18 protein-coding genes and 1 other RNA gene are annotated in these 16,910 nt (G+C 60.1%); 8 read left to right on the top strand and 11 right to left on the bottom strand.

Going from position 1 to position 16,910, the window contains the following annotated elements:
* Positions 1-17 precede the first annotated feature (17 nt).
* Positions 18-923: a LysR family transcriptional regulator gene (locus tag JAB1_RS26670; protein WP_070282611.1), complete on the bottom strand. Its 906-nt coding sequence runs from the start codon at positions 921-923 to the stop codon at positions 18-20.
* A 100-nt stretch (positions 924-1,023) separates the two neighbouring features.
* On the opposite strand from JAB1_RS26670, the gene JAB1_RS26675 reads away from it, so the two are divergent.
* The gene (locus tag JAB1_RS26675) at positions 1,024-2,091 is read left to right on the top strand and encodes an SDR family oxidoreductase (protein ID WP_070282613.1); all 1,068 of its coding nucleotides are present in this window, start codon (positions 1,024-1,026) and stop codon (positions 2,089-2,091) included.
* On the opposite strand, the gene JAB1_RS26680 is transcribed toward JAB1_RS26675, so the two are convergent.
* The 3 genes from JAB1_RS26680 to JAB1_RS26690 form a co-directional block, all read right to left on the bottom strand.
* Positions 2,078-3,085, bottom strand: a complete 1,008-nt coding sequence (locus JAB1_RS26680) for an SMP-30/gluconolactonase/LRE family protein (RefSeq protein ID WP_254672264.1) — start codon at positions 3,083-3,085, stop codon at positions 2,078-2,080. The two genes, JAB1_RS26675 and JAB1_RS26680, sit on opposite strands and share 14 nt — an antisense overlap.
* Before the next feature lie 76 nt (positions 3,086-3,161).
* Positions 3,162-3,404: a hypothetical protein gene (locus JAB1_RS26685; RefSeq protein ID WP_034781978.1), complete on the bottom strand. Its 243-nt coding sequence runs from the start codon at positions 3,402-3,404 to the stop codon at positions 3,162-3,164.
* A gap of 5 nt (positions 3,405-3,409) precedes the next feature.
* Positions 3,410-4,159 carry a hypothetical protein gene (locus JAB1_RS26690; protein WP_070282615.1) on the bottom strand — a complete coding sequence of 250 codons (750 nt, stop codon included), beginning with the start codon at positions 4,157-4,159 and terminating at the stop codon, positions 3,410-3,412.
* Between the two features lie 272 nt (positions 4,160-4,431).
* Between JAB1_RS26690 and JAB1_RS26695 the strand changes: the two genes are divergently transcribed.
* A complete protein-coding gene (locus JAB1_RS26695; protein WP_070282617.1) occupies positions 4,432-4,674 on the top strand; it encodes a hypothetical protein in 243 nt (80 codons plus the stop codon).
* A gap of 48 nt (positions 4,675-4,722) precedes the next feature.
* Here the strand turns inward: JAB1_RS26695 and JAB1_RS26700 are convergent, their stop codons facing one another.
* Positions 4,723-5,877 carry a HAMP domain-containing sensor histidine kinase gene (locus tag JAB1_RS26700; RefSeq protein ID WP_070282619.1) on the bottom strand — a complete coding sequence of 385 codons (1,155 nt, stop codon included), beginning with the start codon at positions 5,875-5,877 and terminating at the stop codon, positions 4,723-4,725.
* A gap of 174 nt (positions 5,878-6,051) precedes the next feature.
* On the opposite strand from JAB1_RS26700, the gene JAB1_RS26705 reads away from it, so the two are divergent.
* Positions 6,052-6,891 (top strand): hypothetical protein, encoded by an 840-nt coding sequence (locus JAB1_RS26705; RefSeq protein ID WP_139144695.1) that lies wholly within the window; start codon positions 6,052-6,054, stop codon positions 6,889-6,891.
* A 13-nt stretch (positions 6,892-6,904) separates the two neighbouring features.
* Entirely contained in the window at positions 6,905-7,354 is a 450-nt protein-coding gene (locus tag JAB1_RS30610) for an HD domain-containing protein (protein WP_070282623.1), read from the top strand.
* 45 nt (positions 7,355-7,399) lie between these two features.
* Here JAB1_RS30610 and JAB1_RS26715 read toward each other — a convergent pair whose 3' ends face one another.
* On the bottom strand, positions 7,400-7,819 hold the full coding sequence (locus tag JAB1_RS26715) for a hypothetical protein (RefSeq protein WP_070282632.1): 420 nt from the start codon (positions 7,817-7,819) through the stop codon (positions 7,400-7,402).
* Positions 7,820-8,295: 476 nt separating this feature from the next.
* Here JAB1_RS26715 and JAB1_RS26720 point away from each other — a divergent pair, with 476 nt between their 5' ends.
* The 3 genes from JAB1_RS26720 to JAB1_RS26730 all read left to right on the top strand — a co-directional run bounded on the left by JAB1_RS26720 (position 8,296) and on the right by JAB1_RS26730 (position 9,773).
* Positions 8,296-8,730 carry a hypothetical protein gene (locus JAB1_RS26720; RefSeq protein WP_139144696.1) on the top strand — a complete coding sequence of 145 codons (435 nt, stop codon included), beginning with the start codon at positions 8,296-8,298 and terminating at the stop codon, positions 8,728-8,730.
* Between the two features lie 155 nt (positions 8,731-8,885).
* Positions 8,886-9,185 (top strand): hypothetical protein, encoded by a 300-nt coding sequence (locus tag JAB1_RS26725; RefSeq protein ID WP_139144697.1) that lies wholly within the window; start codon positions 8,886-8,888, stop codon positions 9,183-9,185.
* A gap of 75 nt (positions 9,186-9,260) precedes the next feature.
* A complete protein-coding gene (locus JAB1_RS26730) occupies positions 9,261-9,773 on the top strand; it encodes a hypothetical protein (protein WP_070282636.1) in 513 nt (170 codons plus the stop codon).
* A gap of 241 nt (positions 9,774-10,014) precedes the next feature.
* On the opposite strand, the gene JAB1_RS26735 is transcribed toward JAB1_RS26730, so the two are convergent.
* The 5 genes from JAB1_RS26735 to ompA form a co-directional block, all read right to left on the bottom strand.
* The gene (locus JAB1_RS26735) at positions 10,015-10,317 is read right to left on the bottom strand and encodes an HNH endonuclease (protein WP_070282821.1); all 303 of its coding nucleotides are present in this window, start codon (positions 10,315-10,317) and stop codon (positions 10,015-10,017) included.
* Between the two features lie 474 nt (positions 10,318-10,791).
* Positions 10,792-11,152, bottom strand: a transfer-messenger RNA (tmRNA) gene (gene ssrA / locus JAB1_RS26740).
* 82 nt (positions 11,153-11,234) lie between these two features.
* Positions 11,235-11,939 carry an HAD-IA family hydrolase gene (locus JAB1_RS26745; protein ID WP_070282823.1) on the bottom strand — a complete coding sequence of 235 codons (705 nt, stop codon included), beginning with the start codon at positions 11,937-11,939 and terminating at the stop codon, positions 11,235-11,237.
* Between the two features lie 68 nt (positions 11,940-12,007).
* Entirely contained in the window at positions 12,008-12,703 is a 696-nt protein-coding gene (gene ubiG, locus JAB1_RS26750; RefSeq protein ID WP_034751812.1) for a bifunctional 2-polyprenyl-6-hydroxyphenol methylase/3-demethylubiquinol 3-O-methyltransferase UbiG, read from the bottom strand.
* Between the two features lie 127 nt (positions 12,704-12,830).
* The gene (ompA, locus tag JAB1_RS26755; RefSeq protein ID WP_034782001.1) at positions 12,831-13,541 is read right to left on the bottom strand and encodes an outer membrane protein OmpA; all 711 of its coding nucleotides are present in this window, start codon (positions 13,539-13,541) and stop codon (positions 12,831-12,833) included.
* A 655-nt stretch (positions 13,542-14,196) separates the two neighbouring features.
* Here ompA and gyrA point away from each other — a divergent pair.
* Complete coding sequence (gene gyrA / locus JAB1_RS26760; RefSeq protein WP_070257569.1) at positions 14,197-16,875, top strand: DNA gyrase subunit A; 2,679 nt, start codon at positions 14,197-14,199, stop codon at positions 16,873-16,875.
* The last annotated feature ends 35 nt before the right edge of the window (positions 16,876-16,910 follow it).

Consider the following 16,910-nt stretch of genomic DNA (forward strand, 5'->3'; position numbering starts at 1 on the left):
TTCACGTCTTCAGATCCTCAGATCGTCAGGCGCTGGCGCAACTCCTGCAACAGGGTGCCCGTCTTCGGCGTCAACTGGCGCGTCAGCGGCCATGCCAGATACAACGGCAGGCCTGGCGTGGCCAGCTGCGGCAGCACGGCGACGATGGCGCCTGACGCCAGGTGTTCTTCCACCAGCCACGTGGCCAGCTGCGCCACGCCCAGGCCCGCCAGCACGGCGGCGGTGCGCGCCTCGGCGTCGCCCACCGTCATGCGCGGCGCGGCTACGCGGTATTCCAGCTGGCCGCCCTTGTCCTCATCCGGGAACAGCCACGGCATGGGCGAACCGTCGCCACGGCCATAGGCGATGCAGTCGTGCCGCTCCAGTTCCGCGACGGAGGCGGGCGTGCCGCACCGCGCCAGGTAGGCGGGCGCCGCGCACAGGATCAGGCGTTCCGCCCCCAGCTGCATCTGGCCCAGCGCGGCGGGCCAGTGCGATGGCGCGCCGATGCGCACGGCGATATCGATGCGCTCCTCGAACAGGTCGACGAAGCGGTCGCTGAAGGCGATCGATGGCTGCAGCCCGGTATACTGCGCGCACAGGGCCAGCAGCGCCGGCATGACGCGCAGGCGGCCATACGACGCGGGCACACCGATGCGCACCTTGCCCGCCAGTTCCGTCGCGTGTTCGGCCAGGACGTCTTCCGCATCGGCCAGTTCCTGCAGCACGCGCTTGCAGGTGGCGTAATAGGCATGCCCCGCACTGCTCAACTGCAAACGCCGCGTGCTGCGCTCGAACAGGATCACGCCCAGGCGCGATTCCAGGCGCGCCACGCTCTTGCTCACGGCCGAGCTGCTCAGGTGCAGCCGTGTGGCCGCCTTGGTGAAACTGCCGGCGTCGGCGGTGGCAAGAAAAGGCGCGATGCCTTTCAAGTGTTCGGACATGATTGAAGAATATTTTTCATGAATGAGGTGAAATACTATCGCGGATAAGAATTTCTGTCCGATATATCATGATTTTCTTTATACAGGCATGGGAGTACGCATGAACAAGCACGCATTGATTATCGGCGCCAGCGGCGTTATCGGCAGCAGCCTGGCCACGCATTTGCTGGCGCAGGGCTGGCAGGTGACGGGCGTCTCGCGCGGCCGCACGCCAGTCCCCGCAGGCTGCGCATGCTTGCCGCTCGATGCCACGGATGGCGCGGCGGTCAGCGCCGCCTTGGCGGGCTTTGACGCCAGCCACGTCTTTTTCACGGCCTGGGCACGCCAGGCAAACGAGCAGGAAAACATCCGCGTCAATGGCGCCATGGTGGCCAATGTGCTGGCCGCCCTGGGCCCCACTGGCCACTTGCGCCATGCGGCGCTGGTGACGGGCCTCAAGCATTACCTGGGACCGTTCGATGCCTATGGCAAGGGTAGCGTTCCCGTCACGCCGTTCCGTGAAGAGCAGGGCCGCCAGGACGTTGATAATTTTTACTATGAGCAGGAAGACCGGCTGTTCGACGCGGCCGCGCAGTACGGTTTTACGTGGAGCGTGCACCGCCCGCACACCATCATCGGCTACGCGCTGGGCAATGCCATGAACATGGGCCTGACCCTGGCCGTGTATGCGAATCTGTGCAAGGCCGGCGGCCAGCCTTTCGTCTTTCCCGGTTCAAGCGCCCAATGGCACGGTTTGTCCGACATGACGGACGCGGGCCAGATCGCGCGCCACCTGGCATGGGCGGCCGACAGCCCCGCCGCGCGCAACGAAGACTTCAATATCGTCAATGGCGATGTATTCCGCTGGAAGTGGCTGTGGCCGCGCCTGGCCGCCTACTTTGGCGTCGAGGCGGCGGACTTGCCCGGGACGATGGCGCCGCTGGCCGAGCGCATGCAGGACGCGCCCGCGCGGTGGCGCGCCATCGCGCAGCAGCACGGCCTGGTGGAAGCCGACATCAGCCGCCTCGCTTCCTGGTGGCATACGGATGCCGACCTGGGACGGCCGATGGAAGTGATGACGGACATGGGCAAGAGCCGCAAGGCGGGTTTTCTCGATTTCCAGGATACGCAGGATGCCTTCTTTAACCTGTTCAAGAAGTTGAAGGCGGAGCGCGTCATTCCGCGCTGACCTGCTCCGCTGCGGCCGGTGGCGCGGCTGCCGCTGCCGCCGCCGCATTTGCCGCATTTGCCCTATGCTGCTGCGCCCGTTGCCACTCAAGGCCCGGGCGGTCGACGCGGAATTGCAGCAGCCGTCCCTGCACCACTTCCGTCACGTACGCCATGCGGCCATCGGGGCCGCCGAAGGTGATGTTGCTGGGCTTGGCGCCGGGCACGCTGATCTCACGCAGGATGCGCCCCTGTGGCGACAGTTTCACCACGCTGCCCTTGCCATAGCGCGTCACGTACAGGTTGCCGTCTACATCCACGCGCATGCCATCCATGCCGAAATCGTCGAACTTGATCAGCAGGCGCTTGCCGCTCAGGCTGCCATCTGCGGCGATGTCATACATCCAGATATTGCGCTGCACGCTTTCATTCACATACAAAATCTTGCCGTCGGGGCTGACCTCGATGCCGTTGGCCGTACCCATGGTGTCGAGCGCCAGGGTCACCGTGCCATCGGCCGCGATGCGCCACACGCGGCCCGTGTTTTCTTTCCAGTTCGGGTCGCTCGCATACAGCACGTCGTCCTGCGTGATGGCGATATCGTTCGGCTGCGTCATGCGCGGCTCGCGCGCGTGAATGGTCAGCGCGCGCGTGGCCGGATCGACCAGGTAGATCGTGTGTTCCATGTAGTCGGCCAGGTACATCTGCCCACGGCTGCCGAAGCGGATGCCGTTGGCGATGCTGGTGCCGGGCAGGGTCAGGTACACCTCGCCCATGCCGCCGGGGCTGACCTTGCCGATAGTCTGCTGGCGCGCAAAGTTGACGGCATAGATATTGCCATCCGCATCCACGGCCGGGCCTTCGATACCCTTGGTGAAGGAATGCGCGGGCGTGAGGGTGGTGGTGAGGAACAGCGCCTCGTGCGCGGGCGGGCTGGCGCAGGCGGACAGGTTGGCCAGCGCGGCGGCCAGCACGGCCGTGCGCAGCGACGGCAGGGCGTATCGGGAATGGGGCATCGAGTGTTCTCTGTATGGCAAAGGTGGCGTATGTTACCCGACGCGCGCCGACGCAGGCGCCGGGGTAGGCTGCCACCTAGGCCGCTACCACGACGAGGTCGGGGAAGTCGTCCTGCCAGCCGTCCCATTCGTCTTGCAGATGGGCGTGCATGCCGGCGCGCTCTGGCGCCTGATCAAAGGTGTCCGCGCTGGCCAGCAGGAAGTGGGCGATGGCGCGCAGGGTGGCCGGGTCGGCCTGGATGGTGACGTCGGAACAGCGTTTGGGGCGTTCTGCGGCCTCGTCCTGCAGATAGCAGTGCAGCGATAAATGTGTGGTCATGGGTATCAATTGTTGATGTAGGCGCCCAGCATGGCGTGTGCGTTCAGTGCGGCGCGGGCGGCGTCCAGTTCCTCGGGTGGCAGGTACCAGAAAGTCAAGCCGGCATGCTCTTCGCAGCGGCCATACGCCTGCATCGTGTCGCGCAGCGCTTGCCGGCGCTCGGGCGGCAGCGCATCCAGTCTGGCTTGCGTGAAACCATTGATGGGATATACATCGCGCAGGTGCGAAGCTTGCAACCCGCGCCGCTTGATGGCGGCCCAGTTATTTGCGGGGCAAGGAGTGCCAAAGGTCATCGGATGGGCCTCATCGATCTGCCGGTAGCCGAGTGCGTAGCCGGTGCCATAGCCCTGCGTTTCAGCATAGCAGTACACATATTCGCAATGCTCAAACAGGCCGGGTATGGCCCGCGCGGCGTCGAACAACGGCGCCAGCGCAAGCTTGCTGGCGCGTATGGACAGAATCAGCGACGCGTCCGATGAATACATGGCCTGCGCGTCGCAGTTGACGGCCTCGTAGGCTTCGTCGGGCGGCACGATACGCGGCGAAAGCAGTTCGATGCTGTTGGTCTCTGGCGCGAACAGCATCTTCTCGTAATTTCTCTGTGAGAACTTGACGATTTTGCCGCGCTTGTTGCCGTAGCGCTCGATGGGTTCGCCGATGTGTGCGAACCAGGCGAACAGCTTGGCGCTGGCCGCGGCGGCAATGAAGGGGGTATTTTTCTTGAATTCGCCTACCAGGAAGTGATATTGGTCCATGTGTCGCCAGAGTGAATGGGCAACGCGCATGATGCCATGTGCGGGAGCGTGCGGCCAGCGCGCACGCGAGGAATGGCGCAAGTCTGGATGCAAGGTGGCGATGCCGCAGAGGCGGGATAGAAAAAGATGCGCGACAGGACGGCGCAATGGCCGGGTTGAGGCGTATGATGGAAATACGGATGTGGTTGCCGCAATGCAGTGCGACCGGCATGGGCCGCACGTCTTGCAGGTTTTTTTCGTGGTTTTGGCAGCAATGACAACGAGGAGACATCATGGACAAACCCGAATTCATCCTGGCCGCCAAGGCCATGGAAACGCTTGAGATGTATCAAACCTTTTATGGCCACTCCAGCGAATACCAGGCGCACCAGCAGGAAGTATTGAAACTGCTGCGCCACAAGGGCGCCTCCCTGCTGGTGTCGGAGCATGGCCCGGCCAAGTTCTTGCTGGCCTTTGCCGATGCGCTGGAGGCGGCGGGCTTGCCGGGCGAGTATGTGCCGCTTAGCCGCAGGTAAGGCGGGTTTGTCCCGGTAGGGGAGGTCGTCTTCTGCGGGGGGGCACGGCTAGCCGCCGTTCGCTCCCTCGTTCAGCGACACCCTGGGCAGGCGCACGGTAAACACCGTGCCGCATTCCAGGCTGGACTCGGCGCCGATGGTGCCGCCGTGCGCGCTGGCGATTTCACGCGCGATAAACAGACCCAGCCCGATGCTGGTGGCATTCGGCGCTTTGTGTTCGTCGGAAATGGCCAGTTGCACCAGGGGATCGAAAATGCTCTTCAGCGAGGCTTCCGGGATCTGGCGGCCGAAATTCTTGACTTGCACCACGGTCGTATCGGCATCGCCGCAGGCTGTGATGGTCACTGGCTGGTCGTCGGTGCGATATTGCGCAGCATTGTTGAGCAAATTGGAAAACAGCTGGGCCAGGCGGGGCGCATCGAAGTCGCCGATCATTTCGCCCGTGGTACTCAGTTCAAACTTGCATTCCGGGTGAGCGGCCGAGGCATCCTCGACGGCCGTCTTGCAGATTTCCCCCAGGTCGCCCAAGGTGGGTGAAACGGGCATGTGGCCCCCCAGCTGCGTCCTGGCGAATTCCAGCAGGTCGTTCACCATGGTTGTCATGGTCGCTGCGCTGCGGGCAACCCGTGCACCGATCTGCACCGTGGAAGACGAGGTCGCGCTCGGCCGGCTTAGCAGCGCACCTGCCATCGTCATGGTGCTTAGCGGACTGCGCAGATCGTGGCTGAGGATGGCGAGAAAGGTATTGCGGGTGCGGTCGCTCTGCTGCGAATAGCGTATGGCCGATTCCTGCAGCGCCTGGTCTATCGCTTCATTGAAGCGCAAGATGTCGTCCGTTGCCGTTTTCGATGTCACCGACACCTGTGCCATCCACAGCCGCAGAACGCTGGCCCGCATCGCGCGAAATTCCGCCGTCAGCTGCGGCAGCGTGAAGCCGATCTGCTGGCGCAGCGAGCCATGCGTGGCGGCGGCCGTTTCCTTGCCCGTGATTTCCGACACGTCCGTGGTCGATTTCTTCTTTCGCTGCGCCGCGTTCTCGATCACGTCCATGTCACGCACGATGGTTTGCAGCATCTGCTTGGCATGATCGCGTAATTCTGCTTTCGAGATGGCGGCGCCAGGAATGGGAAGCGACCTGGCGAAGAGTTCCCACTCTTCCAGGATCGGCTCCAGATGGCCGGTAATAAAGCGTGATAGTTTCACGGTGGACCAATGCGTTGATGGAAGAGGGGCCAGTGTACGCCGTTGCGGCGGGGGATGGGGGATTGCGCATGCTTGTCCTTCGCTCCCGGCGGCGCGTGTGCCGGCTTTGTCCATGTACAATCGGCAACATCCGGATCGACGTATCCGCCCCTTCATTGCGGAGTACGCCTGAGCGTGACACAAACATTGCAAACCTGGCTGCTGGCCTGGCGGGAAGCCTTCACGTGCATCGGCCTGGGATTGCGCGATGCGCGTCATGCGGGGCTGTGGTGGCGCTCCGCGCTGTGGTGCATGGCTGTCGTGGCACTGTGGCTGGGGCTGTATAGCTATTTCGGCCGCTTCTTTGTCGAGCTGAGCGCCATGCTGGCGCTGGTATCCGTTACCGGCTTGCTGGGCCTGGGCGTGATGGATGGCGTCGGGACACTGGCCAATGGGCCTGCCACGCTCTCGCAGATGGGCAATATCGCCGGCGGCATGGGCAGTGCCGCCAAGGCCATGCTGTCGATCGGCCAGATCGCCCTGGCCTTGCTGGCGCTGGCTGCCTTTTTCTATGTGATGGTTTTTATCGTCGGCGCCATCGGTACGGCGCGCTTGCCGCTGCGCTGGCTGTTGCTGGAGCGCGCCAAGGCTGTGGCGGCGCGCCGCTATGCAGCGTGGCAAGCACCGGCCGGCCTGGAGCTGTCCGCCGTGCGTCCCGCCTGGCGGCGTCGCCTGTTGCTGCTGCTTTCCCTGCTGATCCCCGTGTGGGCCATGTGCGTGCTGATCTCGTACTTGCTGGCCTGGAATGTCCAGATGGTCTACGGCGCGGCAGCTGAAAATGTGCTCGGCGCGGAACAGCAAGCGGCGTTGCGCCGCGAACAGCGCCCGGCGATTTTTGCCTTGGGACTGTTGCTGTGCTTGCTGATGCTCGTGCCGGTCCTCAATTTATTGTTGCCGGCCATACTGTGCACCAGCGTTTGCCATTTGCAGCGCCGCGGCTGGCGCGCAACGGAGTCACCGATCAACGTGAAGTGAACAAGGAGTGAATATGAGTGAAAACGCAAGACGCGCCACCCTGGAGCGCGCGATTGAAATCGCCGCCGCCACCCATGCCGGCCAGACGGACAAGGGCGGTGCGCCGTACATCCTCCACCCCTTGCGCGTCATGCTGCGCGTCGCCCCCGGCGCCCAGCAGATTGTCGCCGTGCTGCATGATGTGGTGGAAGACAGCGACGGCAAAGTCACCTTCGACGACCTGGCACGCGAAGGGTTCTCGCAGGAAGTCATCGACGGCGTGCGCGCCGTGACCAAGATCGAAGGCGAGTCCTACGAAGCGTTCATCGCCCGCGCGGCCTTGAACCCCGTCGGCAAGGCCGTCAAGCTGGCTGATCTGGCAGAGAATAGCGACTTGTCGAGGATAGAGAATCCGACGCCGAAGGATTTGGAGCGGGTGGCAAAGTATCGGAGGGCTATTCAGCAACTCATATCGCAGCAATGATTCTTTCATGCCGAGAGCGTATCCGAGTGGCTCTGGCCCCCGGGATCACGGGGTACGGGCAAGAGCCTTGCGGATGGCCTGCTCGACGGGGCGGTCTATCAGCGCCAGGACGATGACCACGACAGCGGTAACAATCAGTCCCTCCAGTAAAGCTGGATCAGGGAAAAGTTGCTGATTGGCGATAGGGGCGGGCACTGTTGCACGCTTCCAGAGAAGCAGCACCAGGGCGGCGCCAGCGGCGAGCAGCATCGCCGGTCGACGATGGTGCAAGCGGGCGATTTGCCCCATCAGCAGCAGCGCGATACCCCACGCAAAAGGATAGAAGCCGTGATCGAACAAGATCATGCGCTCATCATAGTATGCGCCGGTGTACCAGGCAAAACGGGAGAAGCCGAAAAGACCATAAGCGACGAGGGCCACAGCCAGCACGAGGAAACTGGAGGAAAGCAGGCGAGCAATTTTCATGGTTGGGATTTCTTTGCCAATGCTTCGAGATCGCGTTCGGCCAGATGGCGCTTCTGCTTGGTGACTTGGATAATCTTGCCTTTGCTGAAGATAACTCGCTGGCCATGCCTGTAATCCTGCTCGCTATTTTTTCGCCGCCGCCATTGATGTTCGGGTTGGCCTGGTCGGCGTGACCGATAACAACGGACGCAGACTTGAGTCTAGATTTTTAGTGTTAGTAAATATAGCATATTTATTAATTGTATTAGCGTTAAGCTGGTGCTCGGGTATGGCTGGTTTTAATTCTGGGTGGAGCCGCCGCGCTGCAGCGCATTAGGCGTCTTGAAAGTTTTGCTGGCAAAGTGCAGACAATTAACCGGCCAAGAGCGGATGTGGAATAAGCTTGCGCTGCTTCTTGCATTCCGTTACGGGCAAGAATACAAGTTGTTTAATTCAGGGCGTGCAGTCGCTCATTTCTAAATATGGAATCAATCATAGTGATGGCAGAAAAGTGGAAGAACCAAGAGGTGCGAAGCTACAATGGCCTCGTGTGCACCAACGGTGATATCTACGAAGTACACGAAACCTGGATGGCCAAAGTACATGAAGAACAGGAGCTTGGCAGTTGGCTCAATGTCGCGATTCTGGCGCAAGAAGAGCTGTATGGTGGACAGTACATAGTCAAGTGCGGAGAGGCTATGGAACACGGCTCAATCGGCGTAGTCGTTTTGGAATCGCTGCAAAATCATGAACCTGTTTGGACGTTTGTTTCGGATCAATCCAATCCATTTGATCAAATAACAATCAAGGCTGGCTGGGTTGTGGTGCTGTCAACGTCAGGTGCCGTATTTCGGTTTGGTACTCCAATAAGGGAAGCAAGGCTTCTGCTTGCGAGTCCTTCGATCCATGGCGCTAAGGACGGGAATTTGTAAAGTGAACGCTGCGCCTCCGCTCTCTGGCCGCACGGGTTCCGTAGTGCAGAATCAAGCCGGCGATGTCGTGGCAAGCGATAATTGGCTGCTGGATTTAAGCCCCTCGATCTTTTAATCTCTGGGCCCGCTGGCTCAACTACAAGTCAGGTTGCGACATGGAGCATTCGGTTTCACGCTTGATAATTGCGGCTGGTGTGGCGTGTTTAGTCATGGGCATGGCCGCTATTCAACAAATGCGGCTGAATCGTCCCATCGGTAAAGTAAAATATTTTCTGCTTAAATTAGCGGTGTTAGTCTGGCTGGTGAGTGGACTATTTGTCGGAACGCTCTACAGTCACGGAGTCGATGTGGCGTGGTACATTTTTGGTGTCGCCGTTAGCCTGGCCGGATGTGTCGTTGCAGGCATTGTGGTGTTTGCTTGGCCTTTTTTCACTGGGCGCAAGCCGGACAGTTAATATACTTTGTGAAGTTGCATCACTTACGAATTTAGTTGCAGACCGACATCTTTACGATATATGTAATCCGATTCTATGAACCAAATTCTTGGCTTTGCCTCACTAATTGGCTTTGCAACCGCACTGATTGTGCACATTGCGGCATTGATGGGAGTCAATGTATCTGATAATTTTCCTGCGATCTGGTGGCTGCACGGCGGCATTTTCCTTGTGTTCATTCCGTTTGTCTTCTCCAGTCGAAGGTCACTCGGCCCCAAACCAACGTTCGCTGAACTACGCGCAGCTTTTCCGAAGTGGGTGGTCGGACTGGGACTCTGTATAGCTGCTTACGCATTGGTGAATTTTGCACTCTTCATGATGAACGCGGCGGGCGGTAATCCTTCGATCGTTGACGGGAGATTTGTGCTATTGAACCGTGGAAATTTCATTCGCGAACTGACCGCCGTGGAGTATTCCACTTTCAAGGTAAATCAAGTGCGAGGTTTCTCCGGACACTGGCTAGTGTTCTACTTTGTGCCATTTGCGTATTTCATGTTCCATAAGAGATCTGAACCGTTTAATTCGACGCCTTCGGCGCGGCTGCATTGATGCATGGGGTTTTTCTGTCTAAGTGGCCGTATCAAGCAATACTGATGGCGGTAACGACGCTGAAACTGTTGCAGTCCAGGCGGCATCAATCGTCATGACCCAAAAACACAATGAGACTGGGCTGCCGAGGTCGCTGTTATGAAACCCGGCCTGCTCGGACGCTCCATGTCCGCTGTGGGGCGGAAGCGGACGGAGCCGATTAGCGCTGCGAATCGCCATCAGTAGCCTAAGGTCGCGATTCTCAGCGCGGGAATTTATACCGTACCAGGAGCGTAGGTCCTTTGCCGCCGGGTGGCGTCAGCAGTATCTCGTCACCCGGCCGCATCTCTTCATACATTACCGTGCAACAGGTCGGCATCGAGTGGCCGCGCGCCGGATAAACGCCAACGTCGGTGTGCAGGTTCGCAGCGCGTACGTCCACGCTGGACTTGCCGGCCTTTCCTTCCTCTTGCAGCAGCTTGCGCAGTGCGGCGACGAAGTCCCCTTTGCTGAGCCTGGCAGGTGCTTGGGTTGCTTGCGGGCGAGCGTTTGTGTCGTTTTTCATGGCAGTTTTCTTCAGTGAGTACATTCCCGCCACTATATCATTGGCCCCTTATGTTGCAGGACAGACAGCCGCTAGATTTAATCAGTAAAGACCGAACACAATTTCTGCTGTTGAGTCGGCCGCCTGATCTGCATCCGGCATCCAACGTCCATATATTCTGGCAATCATCGTCCAGTCAGCATGCCTCATCTGTTTTGCTTCCCACATAGAGGGGCAGGTCCGTCATTGGCACATGGCCTGAGCAGCTGATGTTGTTGCTAGGAAACCGCCTGCGGCGCAAGAGCTAGTCAGAGGAATCGGAGAGGGTTGCGCTTGCAAGCGCAACCCGGTTTTGCGGCACCGAGCTGCGCTCGCCGAAGTCCCGCAAAACCCCGCGTCCGTACCGGACGCGGATTCGACGTCCGCGTTCTGCATGCATGGAATAAATAAAAAGGGCCTCCCCGCCAAAACGGGGAAGCCCTTTTATTTATTCAGTGGTGGAGACGGCGGGAATCGAACCCGCGTCCGCAAGCACTCTACAGACAGTTCTACATACTTAGCACTATCATTTAATTTAACTCAGCCAGCACGGATGTGCACGTTATGGGCAAGCGAGTTACCTATTATTTAGTCGGACGCTAAGTAACCCAGCATACGACGAGTCCCTGTAAATGACTCTAGAGCTTTTGACGGCCCACCCCAGGGACGAGGTGTTCTAGAGCTAACAGCGATTAAGCTGCCAGTGCGTACGAGTTATCGTTTGCAGTTAAGTTTTTTCAGGTTGTATTTACGAGGTAGCCCGCCCTCGGTATGCCCTGCGCTGCTTTGCAACCCACGTCGAAACCAGGTCGTCCCCACAGAACCTTCATTGTAGCGCAATCTGCCCACTCTTGCATGATGCATTCGCATGCCGGCGTGCCAGATCAAGCGCAGGCCATTTATGCCGCCAGCTGCCGCGCCTGCGCCGCCTTCACCACGGCGCTGACCAGCTCGAGCAACGCTTGCGGCGTGTCCAGCAAATGGTCGGCGTTCCAGTGCTGCGGCTCGACGGGGCCGCAGTAGCCCCAGGCGCAGGCGACCGTGCGCATGCCGGCGGCGCGGCCGGCCTGGATGTCGCGCAGGTCGTCGCCCACGTACCAGCAGTCTTCCGGCGCCAGGTCCAGGCGACGCGCCGCTTCCAGCAGGGGGGCCGGGTGTGGTTTCGGGTGCGCCATGGTGTCGCCCGAGATCACGCAGCCGGCGGCGCCCAGGCCGATCTGGCCGACCAGCGGGTCGGTGAAGCGGGCGGCCTTGTTGGTGACCACGCCCCAGGCCAGGCCCAGGGCTTGCAGGCCTTCCAGCAGGGCGGGGATGCCGTCGAATAAACGGCTTTCCACGGCCAGGGCCGCTTCGTAATTGTTCAGGAAGCCGTCTTTCAGGGCTTCGTAGCCGCTTTCGCCCGGTTGGACGCCATACGACGCGCCTATCATGCCGCGCGCGCCGGCCGAGGCCGTGGGGCGCAGGATGTCATACGGGGTCGGCGCCAGGCCGGCACGCGCGCGCAGCAGGTTGATGGCCGCCGCCAGGTCGGGCGCGGTGTCGGCCAGGGTGCCGTCGAGGTCGAACAGGATGGCGCGCGGTGCTGGCAGATGGTCTGTGATCATGGCGGGCAAAGTGTGTCAAGTGGGAATGAAAAATGGCGGCCGCAGCCGCCTTGTATTGTGCGTGATGGTTACAGCGGCCGGGTGCAGGCCACCAGGTAATTGACGCTGGTATCGCTATTAAGTGAGTAAATCTTGGTCAATGGATTGTAGCCCATGCCGCGCATGCTGTTGACGTCCAGCCCGGCGCTGCGCAGGTATTGCGACAGTTCCGCCGGGGTGATGAATTTGTCATAGTCGTGCGTGCCTTTCGGCAACAGACGCAGCAGGTATTCGGCGCCCAGGATGGCGAACAGATACGCTTTCGGGTTGCGGTTCAGGGTCGACAGGAACACGTGGCCGCCCGGTTTCACCAGTGCGGCGCAGGCCTTGACGATGGCGGCGGGGTCCGGCACGTGCTCGAGCATTTCCATGCAGGTCACGACGTCGTACTGGCCCGGCTCTTCCTCGGCCATGGCTTCGGCGGCGATCAGCTTGTAGCGCACCTTGGCGCCCGATTCCAGGCTGTGCAGGTCGGCAACTTTCAATGCCTTGTCGGACAGGTCGATGCCCGTCACGTCGGCGCCCTTGCGGGCCATCGATTCGGCCAGGATGCCGCCGCCGCAGCCGATGTCGATCACGCGCTTGCCGGCCAGCGGCACTTTTGCGTTGATCCATTCCAGGCGCAGGGGGTTAATTTCGTGCAGGGGACGAAACTCGGAAGTGGGGTCCCACCAGCGGTGGGCCAGCTCACTGAATTTTTGGATTTCAAGAGGGTCGGCGTTCATAGGTCGAATAATAGCGGCAATTTTACAATTGGGCAGCCACGGACGAAAAAAAACCCCGCCGTAGCGGGGTTTTTCATGCTGTTCTTGACTTGCGCGATGACTTGCGGCAAGTCCAGGGAATCAGCTATTACTTGTTGCGGGTACCAACAACTTCGATTTCCACGCGACGGTTTTTCGCACGGCCTTCGGCAGTTTTGTTATCAGCAACAGGTTGTTTCTCGCCTTTGCCTTCGGTGTACACGCGGTTGCTTTCAACGCCTTTGGTGACCAGGTAGGCTTTGACAGCATCAGCACGACGTACCGACAGTTTTTGGTTGTAAGCATCGGTGCCGACGGAGTCGGTGTGACCCACAGCGATGATGACTTCCAGGTTGATGCCGCCCAGTTGTGCGGACAGCTCGTCCAGCTTGGCTTTGCCTTCTGGCTTCAGCGTAGCTTTGTCGAAATCGAAGAATGCATCAGCAGCGAAGCTGACTTTTTCCGAGGTAGGAGCAACGACGACTGGTACTGGTACGACAACGACTGGTGCCGGTGCTGGTACGACTGGTGCTGGAGGAGCCACGCATTTGCCGTCTTGCAGGGTTTCTGGCTCTACGCACAGTGGCACGTCGCAACCTGGCACTGCGTCAGCAGGTGTCCAGTAGCCGGTACGCCAGCACAGGCCGAATGGGTCACGCACGATTACGCCGCGGGCATCTTGCACGTAAGCGCTTTTTGGGCTTGGTGCTTTGATGTCAGTGGTAACTGGCGCGAATGGTGGGGAGGTTGGGGTTTGGGCCGAAGCCGAGCCAGCAATCACTGCGGATGCAGCGAAAAACAGCGTTACAAATTTATTCATTCTTTTTTCCTTTCGGGGGGTGATATCCGCAGAACAACACTGCGCTACTGGTGCTACGTGCCAAGATTTTATCATGTAGACCATATGCGCTCGTTTCAGATTGCGAAACTAGCAATTAACTTCCCAGTCATTTTGCCACACGCATCAGGGGCACACGACCGTGGTTAAATCAAAGCTTGCCCGATTTTAGACCGTGCGTTGTTTTTGCGCAACGAAAATGCCCATTTGTAACGCGCCTGTAACAATTGATCGCTTTTTTTGCCTCTTTTAAGGGCAGGTATCTTGAACTGATATTGCCATTGTGCATTATCGACAGGTCAACGTGCACGTCCCCGGTGCAAACTGCCAATCTTGTTGGTATGGCCAATTTGTACAGGTAGCTGGGCGCGCATGCTAAAATCGTGCGCTTGACTGTTAAGAGTGTCGAGCAAATGCCCACGGCGGCACTGCATGGCCAGGACGTACCCTTGCGGTACCCGTACTGGCCGTGCCGCCAGCCCGCCGATTTGTCTGGCACTCTGCGACATGGAAGCCGGGCCGCGCCAGCAGCGCGCGGCGCGGCGTCCACGACGACAGCCACCCAGGATATGCAGTATTGCGTCATACATTGCGTAACAGATAAGTTAACCACAGCCTGAGATCAGTCGAACCGCCAATGGATCAATTCGCAAAAGAAACAATTCCTATTTCCCTCGAAGAAGAGATGCGCAAGAGCTACCTCGATTACGCCATGAGCGTGATCGTCGGTCGCGCCTTGCCCGATGCGCGCGATGGCTTGAAGCCAGTGCACCGCCGCGTCTTGTTCGCGATGCATGAAATGAATAACGTGTGGAACCGCCCTTACGTCAAGTGCGCCCGCGTGGTCGGCGAAACCATGGGTAAATACCATCCCCACGGCGATGCATCGATCTACGACACGCTGGTGCGCATGGCGCAAGATTTTTCGCTGCGCTACATGCTCGTCGATGGCCAGGGCAACTTCGGTTCCGTCGACGGCGACGGCGCCGCGGCGATGCGTTACACCGAGTGCCGCCTGGACAAGATCGCCGGCGAACTGCTGGCCGATATCGACAAGGATACCGTCGACTTCCAGCCCAACTACGATGGCAAGGAAAAGGAACCGACGGTCTTGCCGACGCGTATCCCGAACCTGCTGATCAATGGCTCGTCCGGTATCGCCGTCGGCATGGCGACGAACATTCCGCCACACAACATCACCGAAGTCATCGACGGCGCGCTGCACGTGCTGCGCAACCCCGATTGCACGATCGATGAATTGATCGAGCTGATCCCGGCGCCGGACTTCCCGACGGCCGGCATCATCTATGGCGTGTCCGGCGTGCGCGACGGCTACCGCACGGGCCGCGGCCGCGTGGTCATGCGCGCCAAGACCCACTTCGAAGAATACGGCAAGGATGGCGGCCGCATCGCCATCATCGTCGACGAACTGCCATTCCAGGTCAACAAGAAGTCCTTGCTGGAACGCATCGCTGAAAACGTGCGCGACAAGAAGCTCGACGGCATTTCCGACATCCGCGACGAATCCGACAAGTCGGGCATGCGCGTGGTGATCGAGCTGAAACGGGGCGAAGTGCCGGAAGTGGTGCTGAACAATCTGTACAAGCAGACCCAGTTGCAAGATACCTTCGGCATGAACATGGTGGCCCTGGTCGATGGACAGCCGAAGCTGCTGAACCTCAAGCAGATGCTGCAGTGCTTCCTGTCGCACCGCCGCGAAGTGGTGACGCGCCGTACCGTGTTTGAACTGCGCAAGGCGCGCGAACGCGGCCACGTGCTCGAAGGCCTGGCTGTCGCGCTGGCCAACATCGATGACTTCATCGCCATCATCAAGGCTGCGCCGACGCCGCCGATCGCCAAGGTCGAGCTGATGGCCAAGGCCTGGGATTCGTCCGTCGTGCGCGAAATGCTGGCCCGCACGGGCGACGGCACGACGCCAGGCGGCATCGATGCCTACCGTCCGGAAAACCTGCCGAAACACTATGGCATGCAAACGGATGGCCTGTACAAGCTGTCGGACGACCAGGCGCAGGAAATTCTGCAAATGCGCCTGCAGCGCCTGACCGGCCTGGAGCAGGACAAGATCGTCAACGAGTACAAGGACGTGATGGAGCATATCGCCGACTTGCTCGACATCCTGGCCAAGCCTGAACGCGTGACCGTCATCATCACCGATGAAATGACGGCGGCGAAGAACGAATACGGCATTGGCAACAAGGACGCGCGCCGCTCGCAGATCGAGTTGAACGCGACCGACCTGGAAACGGAAGACCTGATCACGCCGCAGGACATGGTCGTGACCCTGTCGCATACCGGCTACATGAAGGCCCAGCCGATCACCGAATACCGCGCGCAGAAGCGCGGTGGCCGCGGCAAGCAGGCCATGGCGACGAAAGAGGAAGACTGGATCGACCAGCTGTTCATCGCCAACACGCACGACTACATCCTGTGCTTCTCGGATCGTGGCCGCATGTACTGGCTGAAGGTGTGGGAAGTGCCGCAAGGCTCGCGCAATTCGCGCGGCAAGCCGATCGTCAACATGTTCCCGCTGCAGGACAACGAAAAGATCACCGTGATCCTGCCGCTGTCGGGCGAGAACCGCACGTTCCCGGAAGACCATTACGTGTTCATGTCGACCAGCCTCGGTACCGTCAAGAAAACGCCGCTGAAGGACTTCAGCAATCCACGCAAGGCCGGCATCATCGCGGTCGACCTGGACGACGGCGACTTCCTGATCGGCGCGGCGCTGACCGACGGCCAGCACGACGTGATGCTGTTCTCCGATTCGGGCAAGGCAGTGCGCTTCGATGAAAACGATGTGCGTCCGATGGGCCGTACGGCGCGCGGCGTGCGCGGCATGAACCTGGAAGAAGGCCAGCACGTGATCGCCCTGCTGGTGGCCGAGAACGAGCAGCAATCGGTGCTGACGGCAACGGAAAACGGCTACGGCAAGCGTACGCCGATCACCGAGTACACGCGCCATGGCCGTGGCACGAAAGGCATGATCGCCATCCAGACCAGCGAACGCAACGGTAAAGTGGTTGCCGCGACCCTGGTCGATACCAGCGATGAAATCATGCTGATCACCACCGGTGGCGTATTGATCCGCACCCGCGTGTCGGAAATCCGCGAGATGGGCCGCGCGACGCAGGGCGTGACCCTGATCGCCGTGGAAGACGGCACCAAGCTGTCCGGCCTGCAGCGCGTGGTGGAAACGGATATCGACGAAGTCGAACTGACGACGGAGGCGGGCACGGAGGCCGCGCCGGCGGCGGCCGACCCGGTCGATCCGGTCGATCCGGCCCAGCCGGAGTAAGATGATTGGGGCTCTTTCGGGAGCCCCAATTGCTA

It is taken from the genome of Janthinobacterium sp. MP5059B (assembly GCF_001758645.1).
GTDB classification, from domain to species: domain Bacteria; phylum Pseudomonadota; class Gammaproteobacteria; order Burkholderiales; family Burkholderiaceae_D; genus Janthinobacterium; species Janthinobacterium lividum.